The following is a 19,666-nucleotide window of genomic DNA, read 5'->3' as shown; positions in this document are numbered from 1 at the left end:
TGTATAATAGAGTTGGATAATTGATTCTGGGACAGAGGCTGTGTGGCCTAGTCCGAGTGAAAAAATGGTCTTCAAAAATCGAAGGAGTTTGAAATGGCTGGAAGAAGGAATTGGAACCGATCGGGTCGTATGACTGCTCTTGAGTTCTTCGTTTGGCTCGTCGTATTGTCTTTTGCTGGAGCGGTGGTTATCGGTATTCGCCCACCGGATTCTCCTGTAGAAGAAAAAGGGAAATCAGTATCGGTCGACATGAGACAGAAGGCCAGAGACAGGGCGATTCTGATGACGGGGGCGTCGCAGGAGCAACCACAGAGATGGAGGGTGCTCGAAACGCCACCGAAGCAATCGCCGTTTAAACGGACGATTCTGATTCACCTTAAGCCCCTTGGTGGCGGTGGGGCAAGTGCTACGGGGCTGGAATCACGGGCTTTCGAAGTTTCGGCCCTGCACACTTTCTTCACCGAATTTCAGAAGTTGAAGAAAGACCATCTGATTACCTTGCGTTTCGTTGGCATCTCTGATCTTTCTCGTTGGGAGGAAGAGATGTCTTACTTGGCTCCGGACACAGCGGAGGTTCGTGATTACCTCTCGTCTATTTGCCCGTTCTGAGACGGGTCGCTCTTGCCAGACAAGCGCTTGACTGGCCCGGCTCACAGAATGTGAGCCGGTTTTTTCGTCATTTGACGACAGACGGCCTATTTGCTAAGATAAAACACTCGCTATGGCGAAAACATCAGTTATTGCTCGGTCAGAAAAGACCCCAAAATTTAGCACCAGAATTGTGCGGCGTTGTTTTCGTTGTGGTCGCAAGCGAGCCTTCATGCGCGATTTCTCTCTTTGTCGGATTTGTTTCCGCGAGTTGGCGAATGAAGGCAAAATTCCTGGAGTGAAAAAGTCATCTTGGTAATCTAAATTTTTATGCTCACTGATTCAATTTCCGATATGATTATTCGTTTGAAGAATGCTGGTATGGCCAAGCGTCCAACGGCATCTTTTCCAGCGTCCAATCTTAAACTCGCAATTGCCGAGAAATTGAAACAGGTTGGCTATTTGAAAAGCGTTAGCAAACGCGGCAAGAAAGTGCAGAAAACGATTGAGGTGGAGTTGTTTTATCAGAATGGAAAGCCGAAAATTGAAGATGTGTTGCGGGTATCGCGACCATCTCAGCGTCTTTATCATCGTGCAACCCAGATCCGCTCTGTCCGCCAGGGACATGGTGTCGGAATTTATTCCACGCCACAGGGACTTCTCACGGATAAGGAAGCACGGATGGCTAAGGTTGGTGGCGAACTTTTATTTAAAATCTGGTAATTTATGTCTAGAATTGGCAAAAGATTGATTACGCTTCCAGAAAAAACAACTTGTGTTGTTAAGGATGGTTTGGTAACCGTTTCTGGTCCACTTGGTAAGAGCGAACGACAATTTGATCCGCGCCTAGCCGTGACGGTTGAAGGAAATGTTGCGCAAGTTAAGCCTCTTAAACTTAACTTGGAGACAAATGCTTTGTGGGGTACATATGCGTCTCACTTAATTAATATGGTTACTGGGGTGACGACTGGTTTCCAGAAACAATTGACGATTGAGGGGGTTGGTTATCGTGCCACTTTGACTGGCGATAAGTTGGTTTTTGCTCTCGGTTTCTCTCACCCAATTGAGCTTAAGGTTCCAGAAGGAATCAAGGTGGCGGTCGATAAAGGTAATTTGACAATTAGCGGGACTGATAAGGAATTGGTCGGCCACTTTGCCGCTAAGATTCGTGATTACCGGCCACCGGAGCCATACAAAGGAAAAGGAATTCGTTACTCAACGGAAACTGTTCGGCGTAAGGCTGGTAAAAAAGTAACAGCCTAAATATTTATGATTAAAGCTAATATCAAAAAAAATCAGAGAGCTCGACGGCGGGCGCGTGTCCGTGCCCGAGTGCGCGGTACGGCTTTGCGTCCGCGACTGGCAGTGTTTCGTTCGGAGAAGCACATCTATGCTCAGCTGATTGACGATGTGGCTGGACGAACTATTGCCGCCGCGAGTGATTTGAAAGTTAAGCCAACACCTGACGCAAAGGGGGTGGGTGAGCTCATTGCTAAAGAGGCTTTGGCAAAAAAAATAAAGACAGTTGCCTTTGACCGTGGGGGTTACATCTACGCTGGTCGAGTTAAACAAGTTGCCGAAGGTGCTCGCTCTGGCGGCCTAATTTTCTAAATTTTATGAACAACAACAATACCAATGATCGACGAGGTGGCGGTGGCCGAGGTGGTCGCGGAGGACGACCCGAGAAGCCAAAGTCAGAATTCGATCAAGCGATTGTCAATATTCGTCGCGTGGTTCGCGTGGTTCGCGGCGGACGTCGCTTCTCTTTTTCACTCGTTCTTGCGGCGGGAAATCGCAAGGGTAAGATTGGTCTTGGTGTTGGCAAGTCCTCAGATATTTCAAGTGCGATTGAGAAAGCTTTTCATCAAGCCAAGAAGGAGATGATGACTCTTCGCCTAACCAAGACCGGCTCTGTGCCACACGAAGTTTTGGTCAAATATTCCAGCTCGCGTCTTCTACTTAAGCCTGCGCCTGGACGTGGTTTGGTGGCGGGGAGCGCTGTTCGGGTGATTCTTAACCTAGCTGGCGTCCGTGATGTAAGTGCGAAGATTCTCTCCAAGAGCAAGAATAAACTGAATAATTCGCGTGTCACAATGGAAGCGCTAAAAGCTTTTGCCCAGTAAATTTAAAATTTATGCAAATTCATCAATTAAAACGTGAACATCCCCTAAAGAAATCTCGCCAAATTGGTCGTGGTGGTAAGCGTGGTAAGACAGCCGGACGTGGCACCAAGGGACAACTCGCTCGCTCTGGCCGTAAGCTTCGTCCCGAATTGCGCGACATAATCAAAAAGATCCCCAAGCGTCGTGGGTACGGTCGTAATCGTGGGTTGACCGTGAATGACGGGGTTGTGAAGGCAAAAGTGGTGCAACTTGGTTCAATTAACAAAGTCTTCGCTTCTGGCGCAACGATTAATCCAGCGGCACTTTTTGAACAGAAATTGATTCGAAGGGAGTCTGGCAAATTACCAAAGGTGAAGATTCTTGCTGGCGGGGCGCTTTCAAAGACTTTCCAGTTTACTGATTGTCTCGTTTCCGCCTCGGCGCGTGTCCAGATTGAAAAAGCGGGTGGTAAGATTTCTTAGTAAATAAAAATATGAATAGTTTCGGTAGCAAAATTAAACTTATTCTCTCCGACAGCACCCTTCGCGGACGCCTACTCTTTGTACTCGGTGCTTTGGTCCTCTTTCGCCTAGGTACAACCATACCAGTTCCGGGTGTGAATAGTGAAGCACTGGCACGGTTTTTCTCTGGGAACCAATTCTTGGGTCTTTTAAACGTCTTTTCTGGTGGCGGACTTTCTAACCTCTCCATTTTCATGCTTGGGGTCGGTCCATTTATCACTGGCTCGATTATCATGCAACTCCTCACGATTATGTTTCCAGCCATTAAGCGTCTTTATAGCGAAGAGGGCGAGGCCGGTAGGCGAAAGTTTACTCAGTATTCTCGCTTGCTCACGGTGCCACTTGCGATTATCCAAGGGTATGCACTTCTTGCCTTGCTCGAGAATCAGGGGGTCCTTCTCCACTTAAGTTTGGGTTCTAAACTGATCAACGTGGTCACCATTGTGGCCGGTTCAGTGCTTCTCATGTGGATTGGTGAACTGATTAGCGAATATGGAATTGGCAACGGTGTATCTTTGATAATCTTTGCCGGTATTTTGGCAGGCATTCCCTCTACGGTTAGTCAATTGGCTGTCAATTTTGAAGCTAGCCAGGTTCCACTTTACCTCGTTTTTCTTGCCGTTGCCCTAATTGTGACAGCTGGTGTTGTCGTGGTGACCGAGGCGGAGAGACCGATTCCCGTGACTTATGCCAAGCGTGTCCGCGGAAACAAGGTCTATGGCGGCGCCTCTACCTACCTACCTCTCCGTCTAAATCAGGCTGGAGTGATGCCAATTATCTTTGCTCTCTCCGTTCTTCTATTCCCACAGATGATTGCCGGCTTTTTGACACGGGTGGATATTTTCTGGATCAAGAACCTGTCTGGCTGGGTTACCGCCGCGCTGAATAATGCTTGGTTCTATGGCGTGGCCTACTTTTTCCTTATTTTTATTTTTACCTATTTCTATTCAGCGATTACGTTTGACCCGGAATCAGTGGCCACTAATTTGCAGAAAAACGGTGCTTTCATTCCTGGAATTCGCCCCGGACGACCAACGGCGGAACATGTTGCTTTCGTGCTCTACCGCTTGACCTTTGTTGGGGCAGTTTTCCTTGCGCTAATCGCTATTTTGCCACTCGCCATGCAGTCACTGACTGGACTAACATCACTCGCAATTGGTGGCACGGGACTACTTATCGTTGTATCGGTGGCACTTGAATTTATGAAGCAGGTTGGGGCACAGCTTTCAATGCGGGAGTACTAGAACTATCACCGAGTTTTTTGTTATACTGTCCGAATGAATCAGCCGATTGAGCCTTATGTTTTCTTGGGTCGACCAGGAGCAGGAAAGGGAACGCAGGCAGCACTTCTTATTGATTATCTGAAGCGGGGCGACTCGTCTCGGCCTGTTTACTACATGGAGACAGGTGCTCTCCTCCGTGAGTTTAAGTCGCGCGACAATTATACTTCTCGCTTGACTCAGGAGGTAATAGATAATGGCGGCGGTGGTTTGACCCTTGCTTTTCTGGCCATCTACAACTGGGCTAATTTTTTTATTAACAATTTAAAGGGCGGGGAACGGGTTGTAATCGATGGTACCCCACGTACGGTGATTGAGGCGGAGGCCCTTGATACCGCATTCCGTTTTTATGGTGCAAGTAAGTCGACAATCATCCATCTGGATGTTCACGATGATTGGTCGGTAGAGAAATTATTAAAGCGGGCACAAGAAACTGGTCGGGCAGATGACACAGAGGCTGGGATAAAGAAGCGCCTAAGTTGGTTTATGACCGATGTGGCTCCGGTCGTAGATTATTATCGTACCCACTCGGGGCATACCTTTCTCGATATTAATGGTTTGCAGACTATTCCGGAAGTGCACCAAGAAATCATAGGGAAAATTGGTTTATGATTAAAAAAAAGAGTGACGATGAGATTGCCATTTTGCGTGTCGGGGGCAAGAGATTGGGGGAAATCTTACGTGAGCTGGCCCAAATCTCGAAGGTTGGTGTAACAACTGGTGAACTGGATCAACTTGCGCGTGATTTAATTGCCAAGAATGGTGACGAGCCGGCTTTCCTCAACTATCAACCTGCTGGCGCTCCAGCACCATTCCCAGCCGCACTTTGTGTTTCTATAAACGATGAAGTCGTTCACGGTATTCCTGGTAGTCGTGCTTTGCAAGATGGTGACGTGGTTAGTTTGGATCTTGGCTTGAAACACGGTGGTCTTTTCACTGACTCAGCTATTACTATTGCTATTGGGGACACATTGCCAGAAGTAGATAAATTAATCACCGCAACGAGAGAGGCACTAGATCGGGGAATAGAGGCGGCTGTACCCGGTGCCCATCTGAGCGATATTGGTGCGGCAATCGAGAAAGTTTCTAAAAAGAATGGCCTTGGATTAGTTCGCGATTTGGGTGGCCATGGCGTGGGGTATAAGGTTCATGAGGAGCCAATGATTGCCAATTTTGGCCCTGGCGGGAGCGGTTTGGTGCTTGAAGAGGGCCTTGTTTTGGCGATTGAGCCGATGCTTAATCTTGGTGGTTGGGGAGTCAAGTTCTTACCTGACGGCTATACCGTTAAGACGGCAGACGGTTCGCTTTCAGCCCATTTTGAACACACAGTCGTTATCAACAGAAATGGAGCTGAAGTGTTGACCCGTTAATGCTATAATTAGAGAGGCGTTTTTATTATTAGTTAATAAAGAAAAATCTTTATGCACATGCTTTCTTGGATTCTGCTTATCATCGGTGGTCTCAATTGGGGCCTCGTTGGTATTGGTGGTTTCGCTGGCAGTGACTGGAATGTGGTTGGTATGCTCGGGATGACCCTTAGCAATATCATCTTTGTTTTGGTGGGCTTGTCGGCGATTTACGAACTTGTTACCCACAAGAAGGGTTGCAAGTCCTGCGGCAACGGTGGTTCTGGAGCAGCGATGTAATTCAGTCTTTGTTTTTAACAAAAGACCCTTGGAGACAGGGGTCTTTTGTGTTAGATTAAACAAACAATGAATCAGAATCACCCCAAAATTGAGCGAACACTGGTGTTGATTAAGCCGGACGGTATTCAGCGCACTCTCATCGGTGAGATAATAAAGCGCTATGAGCGTACCGGTTTGAAGTTGGTTGGTGTCAAAATGCTTGTACCAACAGCTGATATGGTGGAGAAGCACTACACTCTTGACCCAAATTGGCGGCGAATTACTGGCGAGAAGACTATTGCGAGCTATGAAAAAAAGGGACTTAAACCACCGTCAATGGACCCACTGGAGATTACCGGGCGGATTCTGGAGAATCTGAAGAAATATATGACAAGTGGCCCAGTGATCGCGATGGTTTGGCAGGGCGGTCATGCCGTCCCCATTGTGCGGAAAATTACTGGTGGTACCGAACCGCTTACTTCTGATATTGGCACGATTCGTGGCGATTTTGTCTTGGATTCTTATGTTATGAGCGATGGCGATGGTCGTTCGGTCCGTAATTTGATTCACGCTTCTGGCACTGTTCCCGAAGCGGAGTTGGAGATTAAGCATTGGTTTAAACCAGAGGAGCTGATTGATTACAGACTTGTTCAAGAACAGATTCTGTATGATGTAAATATTGACGGTCTTTTGGAATAAGAAGAGAATGGGGGTGAGGTCTTTGGTGAATTTGACTAGATAACATTTTCAGGGAGTCTTATACGGGCGTGATCTTGGTTGCGTCTTGCGGACACCCACCTAGATTCAATCTAGGCAACAGCCAGAGGCCTCACCAAAAAATCTCCAATTTTCGGAGATTTTTTGGTTGTCTGGAAGGGATGAATCGCTTATAATAAGAGAACTAGATGGCGGATAATAAAGCAGTGGTTACATTCTATGGCGGAGCGGGAAGCGTTACGGGCGCGAATTTTTTGTTGGAGGCTGGAGATACTAAGATTCTAGTTGATTGTGGTTTTTTTCAGGGGTCAAAAGTTGCCGATGACAAGAATCGGGAGAGCTTTGCTTACAATCCAGCGAGTATCAATTTTCTACTGGTGACTCATGCGCATCTTGATCACATCGGCCGGATCCCCAAGCTAGTGCGGGACGGCTTTAAGGGAAAGATTTATTCCACTCCGGCCACACGGGCAGTTTCTGAGTTAAGTTTGATTGATAGCATGGGCGTGCTGGAGAAAGAGGCCCGTGGTTCCAATTTACCCCCGATCTATAATGAAGCAGACGTAGAACAGGCCTTGCGGATGTGGGAAACGCATGATTATAAACAAACATTCAAATTGGGGGAAAATTTGGAGGTGACAATGCGAGACGCTGGGCATATTCTTGGTTCGGCAATGTTTGAGATTAAGGTGAATGGTCGGAAAATCGTTTTCACCGGTGATCTGGGAAATTCACCAAGTTTACTCCTCGCCGATACGGAATCTATCACAGACGCCGATTACTTGATAATGGAATCAGTTTATGGTGATCGTAATCATGATAATCGGGAGCGTAGTCGCGAGGAGCTGGAAGATGTGATTGAGGAAACAATGAAAGCCGGTGGCACGCTCATGGTTCCAGTTTTCTCGATTGAACGAACACAGGAAATGATCTTTGAGATTAAAAAAATGATGGAGGCTGGACGGATTCCGCCAGTGCCCGTCTTTCTTGATTCACCGCTGGCAATTAAGGTGACGGGTGTTTACGAGAAGTATGTTGGTAAACTTTTTGACTTTTCTCAACTTGAGAGAACCTTAACAACCGAGCAATCGAGAGCGATTACTGCCGCGCCGAGAAGGAAAATTTTGTTGGCGGGGTCTGGTATGAGTAATGGCGGGCGGATTATTCATCACGAGAAACGTTACCTGCCTGACCCAGCTAGTGCCCTACTTCTTGCCGGCTATCAAGCCGCCGGATCATTGGGTCGCCAACTAGAAGATGGGATGAAGCAAGTTAAAATTCTGGGCGAGGAGGTGTCGGTACGGGCGAAAATTGTTTCTGTCAGCGGCTATTCTGGGCACAAGGGTTCTGATGATTTATTAGAGTTTGTTGCACACACCTCTGATACTGTTAAACAGGTTTTTGTCGTTATGGGGGAACCGAAATCGTCACTTTATTTAGTGCAGAAGATTCGTGATTATCTTGGTCTTATGGCCACAGCACCGAATGCTGGCGAGAGGGTGGAATTGGAGTTATAATACAGAAAATGGATAAACAGACAAAGATACTCGCTTGGCTAGTGGTAATTGCGCTCGTGGTTTGGGGTTTGTTTAGTTTAAACAAGAAAGAGTCAGTCACTCCGGAGAGTAATGAGGTGGTTAAGATTGGGGTGATTTTGCCTTTATCTGGTGTGAGGGCAGACGCAGGTGAATTTAGTCAGAACGGACTGAACTTGGCAGTAGAAGAGATCAATACTGATCCTAATAGGAAACACAAGATTGATCTTCTTTATGAGGACAGCAGGTACGAAGCGCAGGTAGCAGTAAGTGCGGTACGTAAATTGTTAAATCTGGACGGGGTGCGCTACCTTATTGGTCCTTACGGTTCATCAGAAGTAATGGCTGTTGGGCCCATAACGGAAGAGTCAAAAGCGATTCTGATTGTAACTGGCGCTCAGTCAGACGAGATATCCCTACTTGGGGACTATGTGTTTAGGATTATTCATAATAGCGCACAGGAGGCCCCGATTTTTGCTAGGTTCGTGGCGGAAAAAATAAAGAATGACACATTACATTTTCTTGTTATAAATACAGCAATTACTGATCCTTATCTAAAGACTTTTATACCTGTATTTGAGTCTACCGGCAGAAAAATTGGTTTGATAGAAAGATTTGATCAAAAGACGATAGACTTCAAAACCGAACTTACCAAGATTAAGGCACAAAATCCATCTGATGTTTTCTTAATTGCTTCACCTAAGATGGTCGGGTTAATTCTTAAACAAGCACACGAACTAGGGATAAGGGCTCAGTTTTACAACATTGGTGTCGAAGGACCAGACATAGTTAATGTTGCTGGTTCTTTGGCTGAAGGACTTCTATACCCCTATTCTTACGATAGTCATGGTGGAGAAGAAAGTGTAAGATCTTTTTACAATAGGTATGTGGCAAGGTTTATGGGCGAGCCAGATACGCTAGCTGCCAATTCTTATGATGCGGTCTATCTATTAAGTGACTGTCTTGAGAAAAATGGTAACGACGTAGAAGAGGTGAAGAAATGTCTATATAATACAAGTAATTTTGCTGGAGCAAGTGGAGTATTTAGTATTGACGATAATGGTGATGCGGTTAAGGATATCTTTATTAAAACAATCAAAAACGGTCAGTTTGTGAAACTGGAAGAATAATTATGGAAACCATACTCAAACATCCTCATCAGCAATTTAAGATTTGCGTTTCTGGCGCGGCGGAGACAGGGCATTGTGGTCCGAATGCGATGGAGGAGGGAAAGGAGCTTGGTCGGCAAATTGTGAAGCAAGGAGGCGTTCTGGTCACGGGAGCGACAACTGGCTTCCCACTCTGGGCGGCGATTGGTGCGAAGGAAGCGGGAGGTTATTCTGTCGGCCTCTCACCGGCGACCAGTGAACGAGAGCATGTCGAAGTTTACGGTCTACCTCTCGACTACCTAGATTTGATCATCTATACCGGGTTCGGCTATTCTGGGCGGAACCTAATGCTGACGCGTTGTTCCGATGCTGTCTTGGTGGGTTGTGGGCGGGTCGGAACAATCAATGAGTTTTCCATTGCTTTCGAAGATGGGAAGTTGCTTGGTGTCTTGGACGGAGATTGGCCAACAGGGCAAGTTATTCGCGATATTATGGACAAGGGTAATCGCCACTCGGACCGTGTTATTTTTGAAAAAGAACCAGCGAAGCTGGTTTCCCACATTGTCGATATTTTACAAAAAGAGAAAAAGGAAGTGAAGGAGTACAAAACCTATCGGAATCCGGGGGAGCCGATTCTATAACTGCTTAAGGAGACGGGCAAGGACTTCAGGGTGTTCTGCGCCGAGTGTTGCCAGTACTTTGCGGTCTAGCTCAATCTTGCTCTTCTTTAGCTTGCCAATTAATTGACTGTAAGAGAGGCCGAGGGGTCGCGAGGCGGCTCCGATCTGGATATTCCACAGGCGGCGGAAGTCGTTCTTCTTGTCGCGTCGATGGGCAAAAGCGTGGACACCGGCATGAAGGAGGGCGGTGCGAGCTTCGCGTTCCTTCGAGCTGCGACCGAAACGGAAACCTTTAGCGGCTTTCAGTACCTTACGGCGACGTTTGAGAGCGATTGTTCCTTTCTTAACTCGTGGCATGGGGGTTTATTTAACTAAATTTGGTAAAAAGCGTCCGGCATCCTTGTTGCTCATTGGGAAATCAAAGTTTCGACGTGAGGCGAGTTGAGAGCCACGGCCCTCTTTAGCATTGAAATGGTTTCGACCGCCACGGCGCGCTAGAATCTTGCCCCGTCGGGTGACGCGGAGACGTTTCGTGAAAGATTTATTTGTTTTAGTTGCCATTAGATTATTTGCCAGCGGGTCTGTCTCGTTCTACAACTAAGTTCAAACCTTTTGGTCCTTTCTTAATACTGTCGGCGATACGGTATCCCACAGTGACCAGTTTGAGTAGGCGCTCCAGTCGTTCTTGTAGGAAATTCTTGTCTAGGTACTTAGCGCGTCCGGGGAGAAAGAGGTCAATTTTCACTCGGTGACCCTCATTAAGAAATTCTGATACCTTAGCCGCCTTGATGGCCAGATCGTGATCGCCAGTACCAATCTTTACCTGAATTGATTTCGTCTCCGTTACTTGAGTCTTACCGCGCGATAGCTTCTGCTTCTTATTCTCGAGGTACTGATACTTGCCAAAATCCATCAATTTTGCAACTGGTGGAACGGCAAGCGGTGAGATTTCAATCAGATCTACGCCACGGGACTCGGCCTCACTAAGAGCTGCTGCTAGGCTTAGGACACCCAGATTAACGCCTTGTTCATCGATTACACGCAACTCGGCAACTCTAATCTGGTGGTTTATCCTAACCGATTGGGGACGAGAAGTCAACAAAGGCTTAATTCTTAACCGGCGTGGTGGTGCCCGTAGGTTCGGTTACCACAGCTTCATCTCCCTGCTCCATCTGACCGGCAGGAATATCAGAAGCGGTGGGCGGGTAGGTAGTCTCGACTGTTGTCTCGCTGACTGGAACGGCATTATCGCCGCGGTAGTACATGTAGGCGCCAACAATGAGCACCAAAGCGATGATAACAATCAAACTACCAAGACCAAACCCTTTCTTTTTATTTTTAGTCATAGGACAGTAGTATATACTAGAAGACGCTGTAAGCGCAATGCTACAATGGGGACAATGTCTAATCTTGTGAATAACCCGAAAGCGCACTACGACTACGAACTCTTAGAAAAACTAGAGGCTGGCTTAGAATTATCCGGATTTGAGGTAAAGGCACTCAAACTGGGACGAGGTAAGCTAGAGGGTGGACGAGTCTTGGTTCGCGGAGGGGAGGCCTTCCTGGTGGGTGCAGAAATTAGTCCTTATCAGGCGGCGAATTTGCCACCAGACTACGAGAAAGGGCGAGCCCTGAAACTTCTGCTGACGAAAAAAGAAATTAGCGATTTGGCGGCCAGAATTGGTGAGCGGGGATTGACAATCATTCCATTATCAGTATATAATAAAGGCGGTCGTTTGAAGCTTGGTCTTGCGCTTGCACGGGGGAAGAAAAAGTATGATAAGCGTGAGAAGATTAAAAAACGGGAGAATAAACGAGACCTTGATCGGACTTTGAAAAGTCGCTTTTAAAACGGGGATGATCGGCCTAGACAATTGGACGGTCCTCATTTTGGGCATACCGAGAGCGCCTTACTCTCGTTAATCAAAAGGTAAAATCTACTTGCCAAAACTACGGCTAAGCAGGGCGGTACGGTTTCACCGTACTTCGCTGTTCCGAGTTTCGCTTTAGCTTAACTCGGCGTCTCTACCGGTCTCGCTTGCTGACTGGCTAGGGGTGTTATACTCGCGAGCTAGAATTCATGATCGCATCGGCACGAATTCAAAACTAAGATGCTAACTGGCGCGATGTTTGGCTCATTTCGAGTCGCGTTGGCGAAAATTTAAAGTGAGATAAGTATGTAGAACAATTTAGGTCAACCTTTTGCACGCGGGTTCGATTCCCGCCATCTCCACCAGTTAGTATCTTCGCGTTTTTTTGGTAAGGATCAGTATTGAACGGTTAATCTTAATTGCCTAAGTTTGGCTTCTAAGTCGAAAAGTATAAACTCAATTTGTTGTTCGACGTACCTAGCTAGAGAAGTGCCTTTTGTGAGAATCTTAGCATCTCCACCATCGGTGGCTGAAAATGACGCACGAAATATTATATCGATGATTTCCTGCGGGATTGGGTTTTGTGGTGTGTAAACATCTGGACAAGTATTAGTGTCGTTGCGGACACAACTGTAATGGCCAGCGTTAATTTCTAAAAGGAATCTTTTATATTTATCAATCTCAGACTGCACCATTCTCATTTGCACTAGAAGGGGGTTTTCTCCCTTGTCTAGTTTTTCTGTTTTTCGTGGAGACCAGTCAGACTCGTTGAAGCCTAGGCTATTGAAAGAAGTTTCTAAACTGCTGTATTGGCTCGTGTGATAATCAATGCTTTTTTGAGATGGGTTGGTTGATTTCAAATCATATAAACTAGATCCTAGCTTCTGCACGATTTGAGTTAAGTTTGTAGCCTCGACATAGTCGCGGCCGCTTAATTTATCGGGTTGAGTATACCCTCGATCAGATATAATGTTTTCTACTTGAGACTTTAAATTATTTAGCTTTGACATCAGATTATCTTTGGCTTGATAAATATCAACTACTTGTGCTGGCTGGATTGATTTCACCAGGGGCGGTGTCACTATGGTGGGTTGGGTAACTATTGGCTTAGGCTTGGTAAGTGTTGGTGACTCTATCGGCGTAACATCGTTTGTCCTCACCGTTTGTTTAAGCGCTTCTTTTTTAGTTCCTAGGGTTGTGGTGCTAGGATTATTTGAAATATCTACACTTTTTTCCAATTTCTTCTCAAGCTCCTTTATTCGATTTTCTAGGACTTGGGTTTTGGTTTCCTCAGGAGTTGCTGGTTTAAAAAGGTTCCAGTTATTTAACCAACTAATTGGGTTCCACCAAGCGGCTAGTGCGATTTGAGGAATGACTAGTGTGACAAGTAATCCAGTTAATACTAGTTTCGTTATCTTTTTCATGTTATTTAAAGTTTATACTCTTCCAACCCATAATTCAATTTCCATAAGCAAGGATGTAATCAATTCCATGGTCTCGCCAACAAAAAACAAACCGCTCCAATGGGCGGTTTGTTTTGGGAGAACAAGATTGCCGGGTCTTCTTACATTCCCATCCCACCTTCTGGAGCAGATGGAGCTGCTGGGCACTTCTTGTTGCAGGCGGTGCAAGTAGCATCGCCCATTTTGCAGGTACTGTGTTCACCACAGCCACATTCTTCTGGATTCATAGAGAAAAATTATTAATGCTTATAATCTGCTCTCATTATACACCAGTGGTCAATACTGGTTCAAGATGGCCCGTGTGGCTGGGCCGACATACCCAACGGATTTTATCCCGTTGGCCCTCTGTAACGCCGTTACCCCCGCTTCAGTTAGGGGTCCAAAGTTGCCGTTGGTGGGACCGTGGTAGAAACCTAGTTCGGTCAGGCGTTTTTGTAATTCAGTCACCGTTTTGCCGTTATCACCAACGCCTAAGAAGGTTGAGAAGGTGTAGCGGGGCCCGGGAGTTGGTGTGGTGATCGGGCTGTTCGAGATATTTGATGGGGCTGACCAATCTCCCAAAGTGAGGGTTGCTCGACCGCTTCGACCTGAGGAATCGCTGAAAGTGATAATGAGAGGCAGTGGATTATTGCTTGTGACGGAGTATGTGCCGAGGTAAGGACCAGAGCCGCTTCCTGTTAGGTTAACTCGAGTAAGACCAACGAGCATCAGCGGGTTACTTATTGGTTTATTGGTATTGAAGGTAATGGTCAGGCGATTGCCAGCCTTAATGAATTCTCCGCCAACATTGTCGGAGCTAATATTGAGAGAGGTAATTGTGGGCTCGGCGTTGTTGGTATAAGTACCGGTCAAGGCTGGATTATTAACCACAATGACATAGACCACCCCACACTGATTATTATTCTGACAGATCGTGACATTAGAGCCTCCGAAAGCAAGGCCCGTGAGAGTGAGGACATTCCCACTTAGAGAGGTAGAGACGGTGGCGGGGTTGGAGTTGGTTGGAATAGTGTAATTGTTGCCCGAACCATAAATGGTGACAACACTGCTCTGTCCCACATTGACCTCAACATTAGTTTGGCTAAAGGAGAGGTTGCTACCGGCGTTGGCGCCAGGAGCATTGGTGGTGATGTTTATAACTCCGCACATTTCATTGGTGGTGCAGACGGTAAGATTGCTTGTGCCGTAGCTGGCGGCGGTGATGGTAATCTGGTTGCCACTCACGCTAGCGCCGGCCACACTCGGGTTGGAGTTACTGGAGACATACAGACCACCGCTAATCGTGGCGGTAATGATGGTGCTTTGTCCGGGATTGAGAGAAACATTAGTTTGACTAAGGGCGAGGCTTTGGCAGGAGCTATTATTGAGTGACCAAGGGATAGTGGCAGATTGATAAGTGCCAACTCTCACATAGGCCGTTTTTCCACAACCGAATTGGTAGCTTGAGACACTTAGTGGGGTAGAAAAATTACCGTTTGAGTCTGTGGTGCCGATAGTGTTTATGTTTTCGGCAGAATTGCCGTAGTGAAGTTCTACGGCGGTGTTTGGGTCGCCGTGGACGGTGGCTAGCGCATTGTAACCGTTACTGGAAACGGAAAATGTGGGAACGACGGAGGCATTTGCAAGGGGGATAAAAAATCCAAAAACGAGAACAGTTAGAAGTAGAAGTGATTTCATGTTGCATATTATATAACGACAATGATTAGACCGAAAGGGTTTAATCATTGTTTGTCTCTACCGTGGTAGTCGCTAGCGGGGTACTTTCATGCTATGATAGTCTGGTTATTAAATGTTATTAAGTAAATAGCTAAACAATTATGGCAAAATCGAATTCCGCATTCATGAAACCGATGACGATCAGTCCAGAACTGGCTCTCGTTGTGGGAAAGGGTCCAATGCCTCGCTCTGAGGTGGTCAAAGCACTCTGGGTTTATATCAAGAAGAACGATTTGCAGGATCCCCAGAATAAGCGCAATATCAACGCCGACGACAATCTCCTGGCCGTTTTTGGCGGCAAGAAGACTGTCTCGATGTTTGAGATGACAAAGCTGGTCTCCAACCACCTTTCATAGTGGTTTGAGAATTAATTCTGACAACCACTTTTCAGAAAAAAATTGAGGATTTTGTCTGTGGTCATTGCGGACTAGCTGTCCGTGGCAATGGTTATACCAACCATTGCCCAGATTGTTTGTGGAGTCGCCATGTGGATAACCATCCTGGCGATCGGTTGGCTCGGTGTGGCGGGATGATGGCCCCCGTGGATTACCGGGCAGTCTCCGGTGGTTACGATGTGTTACATCATTGTGAGAAATGTGGGCATGAGAAGTGGAATAAATTGGATAGGGGTGATAAACTGGATGTCTTAATCGCTTAATAATTTTTCATGAAAAAAGTAGAAATTTATACAACTGCGACTTGCTCCTATTGCCGGATGGCGAAGGCATTTTTTCAGGAGAAGGGGGTGGCTTATGAGGAGTATAATGTGGGCACGGATGCCGCTAGGCGTCAGGAGATGATTGATAAGAGTGGTCAGATGGGTGTGCCAGTGATTGTAATCACAGACGAAAATGGCGAAGAGCAGAGGATTGTAGGTTTCGACAAGCGTTCGCTTGGAGCGGCACTTGGCGTCTAGTTTATCCCATTTTCTCCCTGCCGCTGTAGTTCAACGGATAGAACAATCCCGTCCTAAGGGATAAATGTGGGTTCAATTCCTGCCAGCGGCACCGGAATGATGATATGCTGTTGAATAGTAGCGCAAAAGATCTTGGGCTTGACAATTTGATACGGCTTGATATATAATCGGGGTTCAAACAGGATTATTAGTTAGCAATAAAAATATGTTTAAAAATAAGGCTTTTTTGGTTACCGCTCTCATTTTATCAGTCTTTCTTGCCGGTCAAGCTTCAGCGGGAGTGGCCGACGCAACCCCTCCTGAAGTTTCGCTTACACTAGACGGCGGTGCCCAATACAACAATACCGGAACCGTCAGTGCGGTTGTTGAAGCAACTGATCCAGAATCGGGGATAATCGTTTGTGAGATCGACTGGGCCGACGGAAGCGCTGAAGAGGTCACACCAGGCTTAGTCAACCACGGATATTCAAACGATGGCACCTACACCGTATCCCTCGTTTGCTTTAACGGAGAATCGCTTGCCAATTCAATCGAAACCGAAATCACTGTTGATACTGTTGCGCCAGCGGGTACAGATATTGATTTTGTAGGTGGCCCAATTTCAAATTCAACCGATGTTTCTGTGGTACTTACTCGGGGGACTGACGATGGTTCAGGACTTAATACCTGTGTGATGGACTGGGCAGATGGAACTCCTGAAGAGGAAATTCTTGCAGATGGCCCAGTTGTTCACTCATTTCCTGGAGACGGTTTGTACCCAACATTTCTTATTTGTTACGACAATGCCGGGAATTACTCTAGCGCGGAAGAATCTATAGAAGTATCAGTTCCAGTTGAACCGACTGATACAATGCCACCAACTGGACTAAGTCTAGAGTTGGATGGTGGCGCAGCTCAAAACAATACAGGATTAGTGATGGCAAACTTCTCGTCCGGAACGGATGACACGGAGATTCAGTACTGCGAAATTCGTTTATCTACCCAAGATTGGGGAGACAATGGAACGTTGGATCCAATGGACACAGAGTACATTTTCGGTCCGCTTGAGGAGGGAACTTACACTGCAGAATATCGTTGCAGGGATGTTTACAACAATATTTCCGAACCGGTCAGCGATAGCATTGAGGTAGTTTTATCTGAACCGGTAGATGACACTCCAGAACCGGAGATTCCTCCCGTGGTAACTCCTCCAACTTCTACTTCCGGTGGCGGTGGTGGGGGTGGTACTCGTGGCGGTGGTGGCTTCGTTGGGCAACCTGTTCCTCCGGTAACGGGGCAAGTCTTGGGTGCCTTTACTGGCGATGTTGATCTTGGTGAATTGTTTGCCAAACTCTTGATTGCCCTGCGCAATCGTTCGTCTCGCCCCGCTATTGCTCAAGTTCGTGGTGCTTTTACACCCAACCTGCAACTTCTCAACACTCTTCAGCAACTTACCACAATCCTTAATCGTTCTCGTTAATTCTTAGTTAAGTAAATGAATCGCTGGCTAGAACGATTCAAGAAGTATTTCATCCCACATGATGACAATACTCACCAACCGCATTTTTTGCGCGAGGGGAGTGTGGTTGCCCTGCTGGTGTTGGTGGTGCTGATTGAGGCGGCCGTAGTGATTCCTTCTTTCTTTGTTTTGCCACGTAATGGCTTCCTTGCTGCGGTTCTACCGGAAGCTCTGGTGGCTCTCACCAACGAGACAAGACAGGCGACTTCTTTACCTGACTTAGAAACCAACTCCTTGCTAACGCGGGCGGCGCAATTGAAAGCTGAGGACATGGCGACCCGTGGCTACTTCTCACACCAAAGTCCCGAGGGAGAGGAGCCGTGGACTTGGCTGGATAAAGTGGGATACAAGTTTAGTTATGCTGGTGAGAACCTGGCCGTCAACTTCTTTGATTCTCGTGATGTTGCAGAAGCGTGGCGGCGTTCACCGACCCACGAGGCTAACCTGATTCGGCCAGTTTTTAGCGAAATTGGTATCGGCGTGGCGGCTGGGAATTATCAAGGTCGCAATACTCTCTTTGTCGTCCAGTTTTTTGGTAAACCCGCTATTGCCACCACGCAGACCCTCGCCAGTATTAACATTAGTGAATCGCCTGATGATTCGCCACGCCTTAATCAGGTGCTTGGTGCGGCGGTAGCGGCAACGAAGCTAAGTTATTGGCAGATTCTAGCCACGCGTCTACATACCGTCTCCAGTAAGGTCTATTATTCCCTTCTTGCTCTGGCCATTGTTGCCTTCCTTCTTAACTTTTTTATCAGAATTAAAATTCAGCACCCGCATATCATCGTGAACGGGTTGCTTCTAATCCTCGTACTTTTTGGTGTTCTTCTTGTAAACAAAGAATTCTTTGTCAGTAAACTTCAAACGAGTTATCTACAAATCGAAGCACCGCTCTCGCAATAGTTTGTTGTATAATATGGTAGCTTATGTCACCCCGGGTCTTGATGTTCGGGTGGGAGCTTCCGCCCCACAATAGTGGTGGTCTTGGTACTGCTTGTGAAGGTCTTGTCGACGCTCTTACTGAAAAATCAGTCGAGATAATTTTTGTGTTACCCCAAAAACTGCCGATTGATTCTAGTAAATTTCGTTTAATTTTTGCTGGACCAACTCCAGCGCGGGGACTAGAGCGGGTGATGTTTTCCGCTTATGCAAAAGGCGATGAGGAAAGCCATGATGCGAGTGGTCTGAGCTTGATGGACGAGGTGAAACTCTATGCTCGTCGGGCAGAGCGACTTGCCAGGAGAGAAAATTTCGACATCATTCATGCTCACGATTGGCTTTCTTTCCCGGCTGGGTTGGCGGCGAGAAAGGTCAGCGGTAAACCGCTCGTTGTCCACGTGCACGCTACCGAGTTTGACCGCGGTGGTGGTAATAGTATCAACCAGGATGTTTACCAGATTGAAAAAATGGGCATGGAGCAGGCGGTAAAAGTTATCGCCGTATCTGATTGGACGAAGCAGTTGATCGTGCGACATTATGGTATCGCTCCTGAGAAGATTGAGGTGGTTCACAACGGTGTTCGTGTTGAAAGTAATATCAATTTACCAGAGGCGCTTACTGCACTCCGTGCTCGCGGGAACAAAATTGTACTTTTCGTCGGTCGGATTACTTTGCAAAAAGGCCCTGATTACTTCATCCTTGTTGCCCGTAGAGTACTAAAGTTTGCACCCAATACTTATTTTGTAATGGCTGGAGCTGGTGATATGGCGCCGAAGATGATGGATTTAACCGCCCAACTTGGTCTCTCGGACCGCATCTTTTTCCCCGGTTTCCTTCGGGGTGAAGAGTTGACGCGTCTCTATCAGGCGGCTGATTTATATATTTTACCTTCAGTTTCTGAACCATTTGGAATTACACCCCTCGAATCTCTTGCCGCAGGGACGCCGGTGCTTGTCTCTAGGCAATCTGGTGTCTCTGAGGTACTTAGGCATGCACTCAAGGTTGATTTTTGGGATATTGATGAGATGACCAATCAGATTCTGTCTGTCCTTGAGCATGGTAGTTTACAGCAAACATTAGCTAGGAGTGGGCAAGAGGAAGTCAGGCGGGTGACTTGGGATGCGGCCGCCGAAAAATGTATCAGGATTTACCGAGAGTTATGTTAA

At 46.8% G+C, this 19,666-nt stretch carries 28 protein-coding genes, 1 tRNA gene and 1 other RNA gene; 24 read left to right on the top strand and 6 right to left on the bottom strand.

The genetic code is table 11. From position 1 onward, the window contains the following. Window positions 1–129 precede the first annotated feature (129 nt). From IT398_00445 to IT398_00375, 15 genes are all read left to right on the top strand, one after another. Window positions 130–609: a hypothetical protein gene (locus tag IT398_00445; GenBank protein ID MCC6290535.1), complete on the top strand. Its 480-nt coding sequence runs from the start codon at window positions 130–132 to the stop codon at window positions 607–609. Window positions 610–721: 112 nt separating this feature from the next. After that, a complete protein-coding gene (locus IT398_00440; protein ID MCC6290534.1) occupies window positions 722–907 on the top strand; it encodes a type Z 30S ribosomal protein S14 in 186 nt (61 codons plus the stop codon). A gap of 11 nt (window positions 908–918) precedes the next feature. Further along, window positions 919–1,311 carry a 30S ribosomal protein S8 gene (rpsH, locus tag IT398_00435; protein MCC6290533.1) on the top strand — a complete coding sequence of 131 codons (393 nt, stop codon included), beginning with the start codon at window positions 919–921 and terminating at the stop codon, window positions 1,309–1,311. 3 nt (window positions 1,312–1,314) lie between these two features. Continuing rightward, window positions 1,315–1,851 (top strand): 50S ribosomal protein L6, encoded by a 537-nt coding sequence (gene rplF / locus IT398_00430; GenBank protein MCC6290532.1) that lies wholly within the window; start codon window positions 1,315–1,317, stop codon window positions 1,849–1,851. Window positions 1,852–1,857: 6 nt separating this feature from the next. Next, entirely contained in the window at window positions 1,858–2,199 is a 342-nt protein-coding gene (locus IT398_00425; protein MCC6290531.1) for a 50S ribosomal protein L18, read from the top strand. Window positions 2,200–2,204: 5 nt separating this feature from the next. Continuing rightward, window positions 2,205–2,711 carry a 30S ribosomal protein S5 gene (locus tag IT398_00420; GenBank protein MCC6290530.1) on the top strand — a complete coding sequence of 169 codons (507 nt, stop codon included), beginning with the start codon at window positions 2,205–2,207 and terminating at the stop codon, window positions 2,709–2,711. A gap of 11 nt (window positions 2,712–2,722) precedes the next feature. Beyond that, the gene (locus IT398_00415; GenBank protein ID MCC6290529.1) at window positions 2,723–3,172 is read left to right on the top strand and encodes an uL15 family ribosomal protein; all 450 of its coding nucleotides are present in this window, start codon (window positions 2,723–2,725) and stop codon (window positions 3,170–3,172) included. An 11-nt stretch (window positions 3,173–3,183) separates the two neighbouring features. Then, window positions 3,184–4,455, top strand: a complete 1,272-nt coding sequence (gene secY, locus IT398_00410; GenBank protein ID MCC6290528.1) for a preprotein translocase subunit SecY — start codon at window positions 3,184–3,186, stop codon at window positions 4,453–4,455. A gap of 33 nt (window positions 4,456–4,488) precedes the next feature. Beyond that, the gene (locus tag IT398_00405) at window positions 4,489–5,103 is read left to right on the top strand and encodes a nucleoside monophosphate kinase (GenBank protein ID MCC6290527.1); all 615 of its coding nucleotides are present in this window, start codon (window positions 4,489–4,491) and stop codon (window positions 5,101–5,103) included. Beyond that, on the top strand, window positions 5,100–5,861 hold the full coding sequence (map, locus tag IT398_00400; protein MCC6290526.1) for a type I methionyl aminopeptidase: 762 nt from the start codon (window positions 5,100–5,102) through the stop codon (window positions 5,859–5,861). Before IT398_00405 ends, map begins: the two co-directional genes overlap by 4 nt. Window positions 5,862–5,912: 51 nt before the next feature. After that, on the top strand, window positions 5,913–6,137 hold the full coding sequence (locus tag IT398_00395; GenBank protein MCC6290525.1) for a DUF378 domain-containing protein: 225 nt from the start codon (window positions 5,913–5,915) through the stop codon (window positions 6,135–6,137). A gap of 66 nt (window positions 6,138–6,203) precedes the next feature. Continuing rightward, window positions 6,204–6,815: a nucleoside-diphosphate kinase gene (locus IT398_00390; protein ID MCC6290524.1), complete on the top strand. Its 612-nt coding sequence runs from the start codon at window positions 6,204–6,206 to the stop codon at window positions 6,813–6,815. 206 nt (window positions 6,816–7,021) lie between these two features. Next, window positions 7,022–8,350, top strand: coding sequence for an MBL fold metallo-hydrolase (locus tag IT398_00385; GenBank protein ID MCC6290523.1), 1,329 nt, complete (start codon window positions 7,022–7,024; stop codon window positions 8,348–8,350). A gap of 8 nt (window positions 8,351–8,358) precedes the next feature. Further along, window positions 8,359–9,498: an ABC transporter substrate-binding protein gene (locus tag IT398_00380; protein ID MCC6290522.1), complete on the top strand. Its 1,140-nt coding sequence runs from the start codon at window positions 8,359–8,361 to the stop codon at window positions 9,496–9,498. 2 nt (window positions 9,499–9,500) lie between these two features. Beyond that, the gene (locus IT398_00375; GenBank protein MCC6290521.1) at window positions 9,501–10,118 is read left to right on the top strand and encodes a protein containing YHS domain protein; all 618 of its coding nucleotides are present in this window, start codon (window positions 9,501–9,503) and stop codon (window positions 10,116–10,118) included. Here the strand turns inward: IT398_00375 and rplT are convergent. The 4 genes from rplT to IT398_00355 are packed head-to-tail and all read right to left on the bottom strand — an operon-like array spanning window position 10,113 to window position 11,443. Beyond that, complete coding sequence (gene rplT / locus IT398_00370; protein MCC6290520.1) at window positions 10,113–10,454, bottom strand: 50S ribosomal protein L20; 342 nt, start codon at window positions 10,452–10,454, stop codon at window positions 10,113–10,115. The two genes, IT398_00375 and rplT, sit on opposite strands and share 6 nt — an antisense overlap. A 6-nt stretch (window positions 10,455–10,460) precedes the next feature. Further along, on the bottom strand, window positions 10,461–10,658 hold the full coding sequence (locus tag IT398_00365; GenBank protein MCC6290519.1) for a 50S ribosomal protein L35: 198 nt from the start codon (window positions 10,656–10,658) through the stop codon (window positions 10,461–10,463). Window positions 10,659–10,662: 4 nt separating this feature from the next. Further along, a complete protein-coding gene (gene infC, locus IT398_00360) occupies window positions 10,663–11,199 on the bottom strand; it encodes a translation initiation factor IF-3 (protein MCC6290518.1) in 537 nt (178 codons plus the stop codon). A 4-nt stretch (window positions 11,200–11,203) separates the two neighbouring features. Further along, window positions 11,204–11,443: a hypothetical protein gene (locus IT398_00355; protein MCC6290517.1), complete on the bottom strand. Its 240-nt coding sequence runs from the start codon at window positions 11,441–11,443 to the stop codon at window positions 11,204–11,206. Window positions 11,444–11,497: 54 nt separating this feature from the next. On the opposite strand from IT398_00355, the gene smpB reads away from it, so the two are divergent. After that, complete coding sequence (gene smpB / locus IT398_00350) at window positions 11,498–11,947, top strand: SsrA-binding protein SmpB (protein ID MCC6290516.1); 450 nt, start codon at window positions 11,498–11,500, stop codon at window positions 11,945–11,947. A gap of 3 nt (window positions 11,948–11,950) precedes the next feature. Continuing rightward, window positions 11,951–12,333: a transfer-messenger RNA gene (gene ssrA, locus IT398_00345) on the top strand. A gap of 30 nt (window positions 12,334–12,363) precedes the next feature. On the opposite strand, the gene IT398_00340 is transcribed toward ssrA, so the two are convergent. After that, the gene (locus tag IT398_00340; protein MCC6290515.1) at window positions 12,364–13,392 is read right to left on the bottom strand and encodes a hypothetical protein; all 1,029 of its coding nucleotides are present in this window, start codon (window positions 13,390–13,392) and stop codon (window positions 12,364–12,366) included. Window positions 13,393–13,707: 315 nt separating this feature from the next. After that, complete coding sequence (locus IT398_00335; GenBank protein MCC6290514.1) at window positions 13,708–15,108, bottom strand: peptidoglycan-binding protein; 1,401 nt, start codon at window positions 15,106–15,108, stop codon at window positions 13,708–13,710. Between the two features lie 140 nt (window positions 15,109–15,248). Between IT398_00335 and IT398_00330 the strand changes: the two genes are divergently transcribed. The 7 genes from IT398_00330 to IT398_00300 all read left to right on the top strand — a co-directional run bounded on the left by IT398_00330 (window position 15,249) and on the right by IT398_00300 (window position 19,666). After that, window positions 15,249–15,503: an SWIB/MDM2 domain-containing protein gene (locus IT398_00330; GenBank protein ID MCC6290513.1), complete on the top strand. Its 255-nt coding sequence runs from the start codon at window positions 15,249–15,251 to the stop codon at window positions 15,501–15,503. Between the two features lie 14 nt (window positions 15,504–15,517). Then, complete coding sequence (locus IT398_00325; protein MCC6290512.1) at window positions 15,518–15,805, top strand: RNHCP domain-containing protein; 288 nt, start codon at window positions 15,518–15,520, stop codon at window positions 15,803–15,805. Between the two features lie 9 nt (window positions 15,806–15,814). Beyond that, the gene (locus IT398_00320) at window positions 15,815–16,063 is read left to right on the top strand and encodes a glutathione S-transferase N-terminal domain-containing protein (protein MCC6290511.1); all 249 of its coding nucleotides are present in this window, start codon (window positions 15,815–15,817) and stop codon (window positions 16,061–16,063) included. Between the two features lie 19 nt (window positions 16,064–16,082). Beyond that, a tRNA-Arg gene (locus tag IT398_00315) sits at window positions 16,083–16,154 on the top strand. A gap of 114 nt (window positions 16,155–16,268) precedes the next feature. After that, window positions 16,269–17,522, top strand: coding sequence for a PKD domain-containing protein (locus tag IT398_00310; protein MCC6290510.1), 1,254 nt, complete (start codon window positions 16,269–16,271; stop codon window positions 17,520–17,522). Window positions 17,523–17,537: 15 nt separating this feature from the next. Then, window positions 17,538–18,464, top strand: coding sequence for a hypothetical protein (locus tag IT398_00305; protein ID MCC6290509.1), 927 nt, complete (start codon window positions 17,538–17,540; stop codon window positions 18,462–18,464). A 41-nt stretch (window positions 18,465–18,505) separates the two neighbouring features. Next, entirely contained in the window at window positions 18,506–19,666 is a 1,161-nt protein-coding gene (locus IT398_00300) for a glycosyltransferase family 4 protein (GenBank protein ID MCC6290508.1), read from the top strand.

The organism is Candidatus Nomurabacteria bacterium (genome assembly GCA_020847275.1).
In the GTDB taxonomy this organism is placed as follows: Bacteria; Patescibacteriota; Minisyncoccia; order Phycocordibacterales; family JACOZG01; genus JADLCI01.
This window is presented reverse-complemented; position numbering and strand designations above follow the sequence as displayed.

Excerpts from the sequence above, each read along its gene's own strand:
- IT398_00445 (MCC6290535.1), top strand. The coding sequence starts at position 130 with ATGACTGCTCTTGAGTTCTTCGTTTGGCTCGTCGTATTGTCTTTTGCT.
- IT398_00440 (MCC6290534.1), top strand. The coding sequence starts at position 722 with ATGGCGAAAACATCAGTTATTGCTCGGTCAGAAAAGACCCCAAAATTT.
- rpsH (MCC6290533.1), top strand. The coding sequence starts at position 919 with ATGCTCACTGATTCAATTTCCGATATGATTATTCGTTTGAAGAATGCT.
- rplF (MCC6290532.1), top strand. The coding sequence starts at position 1,315 with ATGTCTAGAATTGGCAAAAGATTGATTACGCTTCCAGAAAAAACAACT.
- IT398_00425 (MCC6290531.1), top strand. The coding sequence starts at position 1,858 with ATGATTAAAGCTAATATCAAAAAAAATCAGAGAGCTCGACGGCGGGCG.
- IT398_00420 (MCC6290530.1), top strand. The coding sequence starts at position 2,205 with ATGAACAACAACAATACCAATGATCGACGAGGTGGCGGTGGCCGAGGT.
- IT398_00415 (MCC6290529.1), top strand. The coding sequence starts at position 2,723 with ATGCAAATTCATCAATTAAAACGTGAACATCCCCTAAAGAAATCTCGC.
- secY (MCC6290528.1), top strand. The coding sequence starts at position 3,184 with ATGAATAGTTTCGGTAGCAAAATTAAACTTATTCTCTCCGACAGCACC.
- IT398_00405 (MCC6290527.1), top strand. The coding sequence starts at position 4,489 with ATGAATCAGCCGATTGAGCCTTATGTTTTCTTGGGTCGACCAGGAGCA.
- map (MCC6290526.1), top strand. The coding sequence starts at position 5,100 with ATGATTAAAAAAAAGAGTGACGATGAGATTGCCATTTTGCGTGTCGGG.
- IT398_00395 (MCC6290525.1), top strand. The coding sequence starts at position 5,913 with ATGCACATGCTTTCTTGGATTCTGCTTATCATCGGTGGTCTCAATTGG.
- IT398_00390 (MCC6290524.1), top strand. The coding sequence starts at position 6,204 with ATGAATCAGAATCACCCCAAAATTGAGCGAACACTGGTGTTGATTAAG.
- IT398_00385 (MCC6290523.1), top strand. The coding sequence starts at position 7,022 with ATGGCGGATAATAAAGCAGTGGTTACATTCTATGGCGGAGCGGGAAGC.
- IT398_00380 (MCC6290522.1), top strand. The coding sequence starts at position 8,359 with ATGGATAAACAGACAAAGATACTCGCTTGGCTAGTGGTAATTGCGCTC.
- IT398_00375 (MCC6290521.1), top strand. The coding sequence starts at position 9,501 with ATGGAAACCATACTCAAACATCCTCATCAGCAATTTAAGATTTGCGTT.
- rplT (MCC6290520.1), bottom strand. The coding sequence starts at position 10,454 with ATGCCACGAGTTAAGAAAGGAACAATCGCTCTCAAACGTCGCCGTAAG.
- IT398_00365 (MCC6290519.1), bottom strand. The coding sequence starts at position 10,658 with ATGGCAACTAAAACAAATAAATCTTTCACGAAACGTCTCCGCGTCACC.
- IT398_00355 (MCC6290517.1), bottom strand. The coding sequence starts at position 11,443 with ATGACTAAAAATAAAAAGAAAGGGTTTGGTCTTGGTAGTTTGATTGTT.
- smpB (MCC6290516.1), top strand. The coding sequence starts at position 11,498 with ATGTCTAATCTTGTGAATAACCCGAAAGCGCACTACGACTACGAACTC.
- IT398_00340 (MCC6290515.1), bottom strand. The coding sequence starts at position 13,392 with ATGAAAAAGATAACGAAACTAGTATTAACTGGATTACTTGTCACACTA.
- IT398_00335 (MCC6290514.1), bottom strand. The coding sequence starts at position 15,108 with ATGAAATCACTTCTACTTCTAACTGTTCTCGTTTTTGGATTTTTTATC.
- IT398_00330 (MCC6290513.1), top strand. The coding sequence starts at position 15,249 with ATGGCAAAATCGAATTCCGCATTCATGAAACCGATGACGATCAGTCCA.
- IT398_00320 (MCC6290511.1), top strand. The coding sequence starts at position 15,815 with ATGAAAAAAGTAGAAATTTATACAACTGCGACTTGCTCCTATTGCCGG.
- IT398_00310 (MCC6290510.1), top strand. The coding sequence starts at position 16,269 with ATGTTTAAAAATAAGGCTTTTTTGGTTACCGCTCTCATTTTATCAGTC.
- IT398_00305 (MCC6290509.1), top strand. The coding sequence starts at position 17,538 with ATGAATCGCTGGCTAGAACGATTCAAGAAGTATTTCATCCCACATGAT.
- IT398_00300 (MCC6290508.1), top strand. The coding sequence starts at position 18,506 with ATGTTCGGGTGGGAGCTTCCGCCCCACAATAGTGGTGGTCTTGGTACT.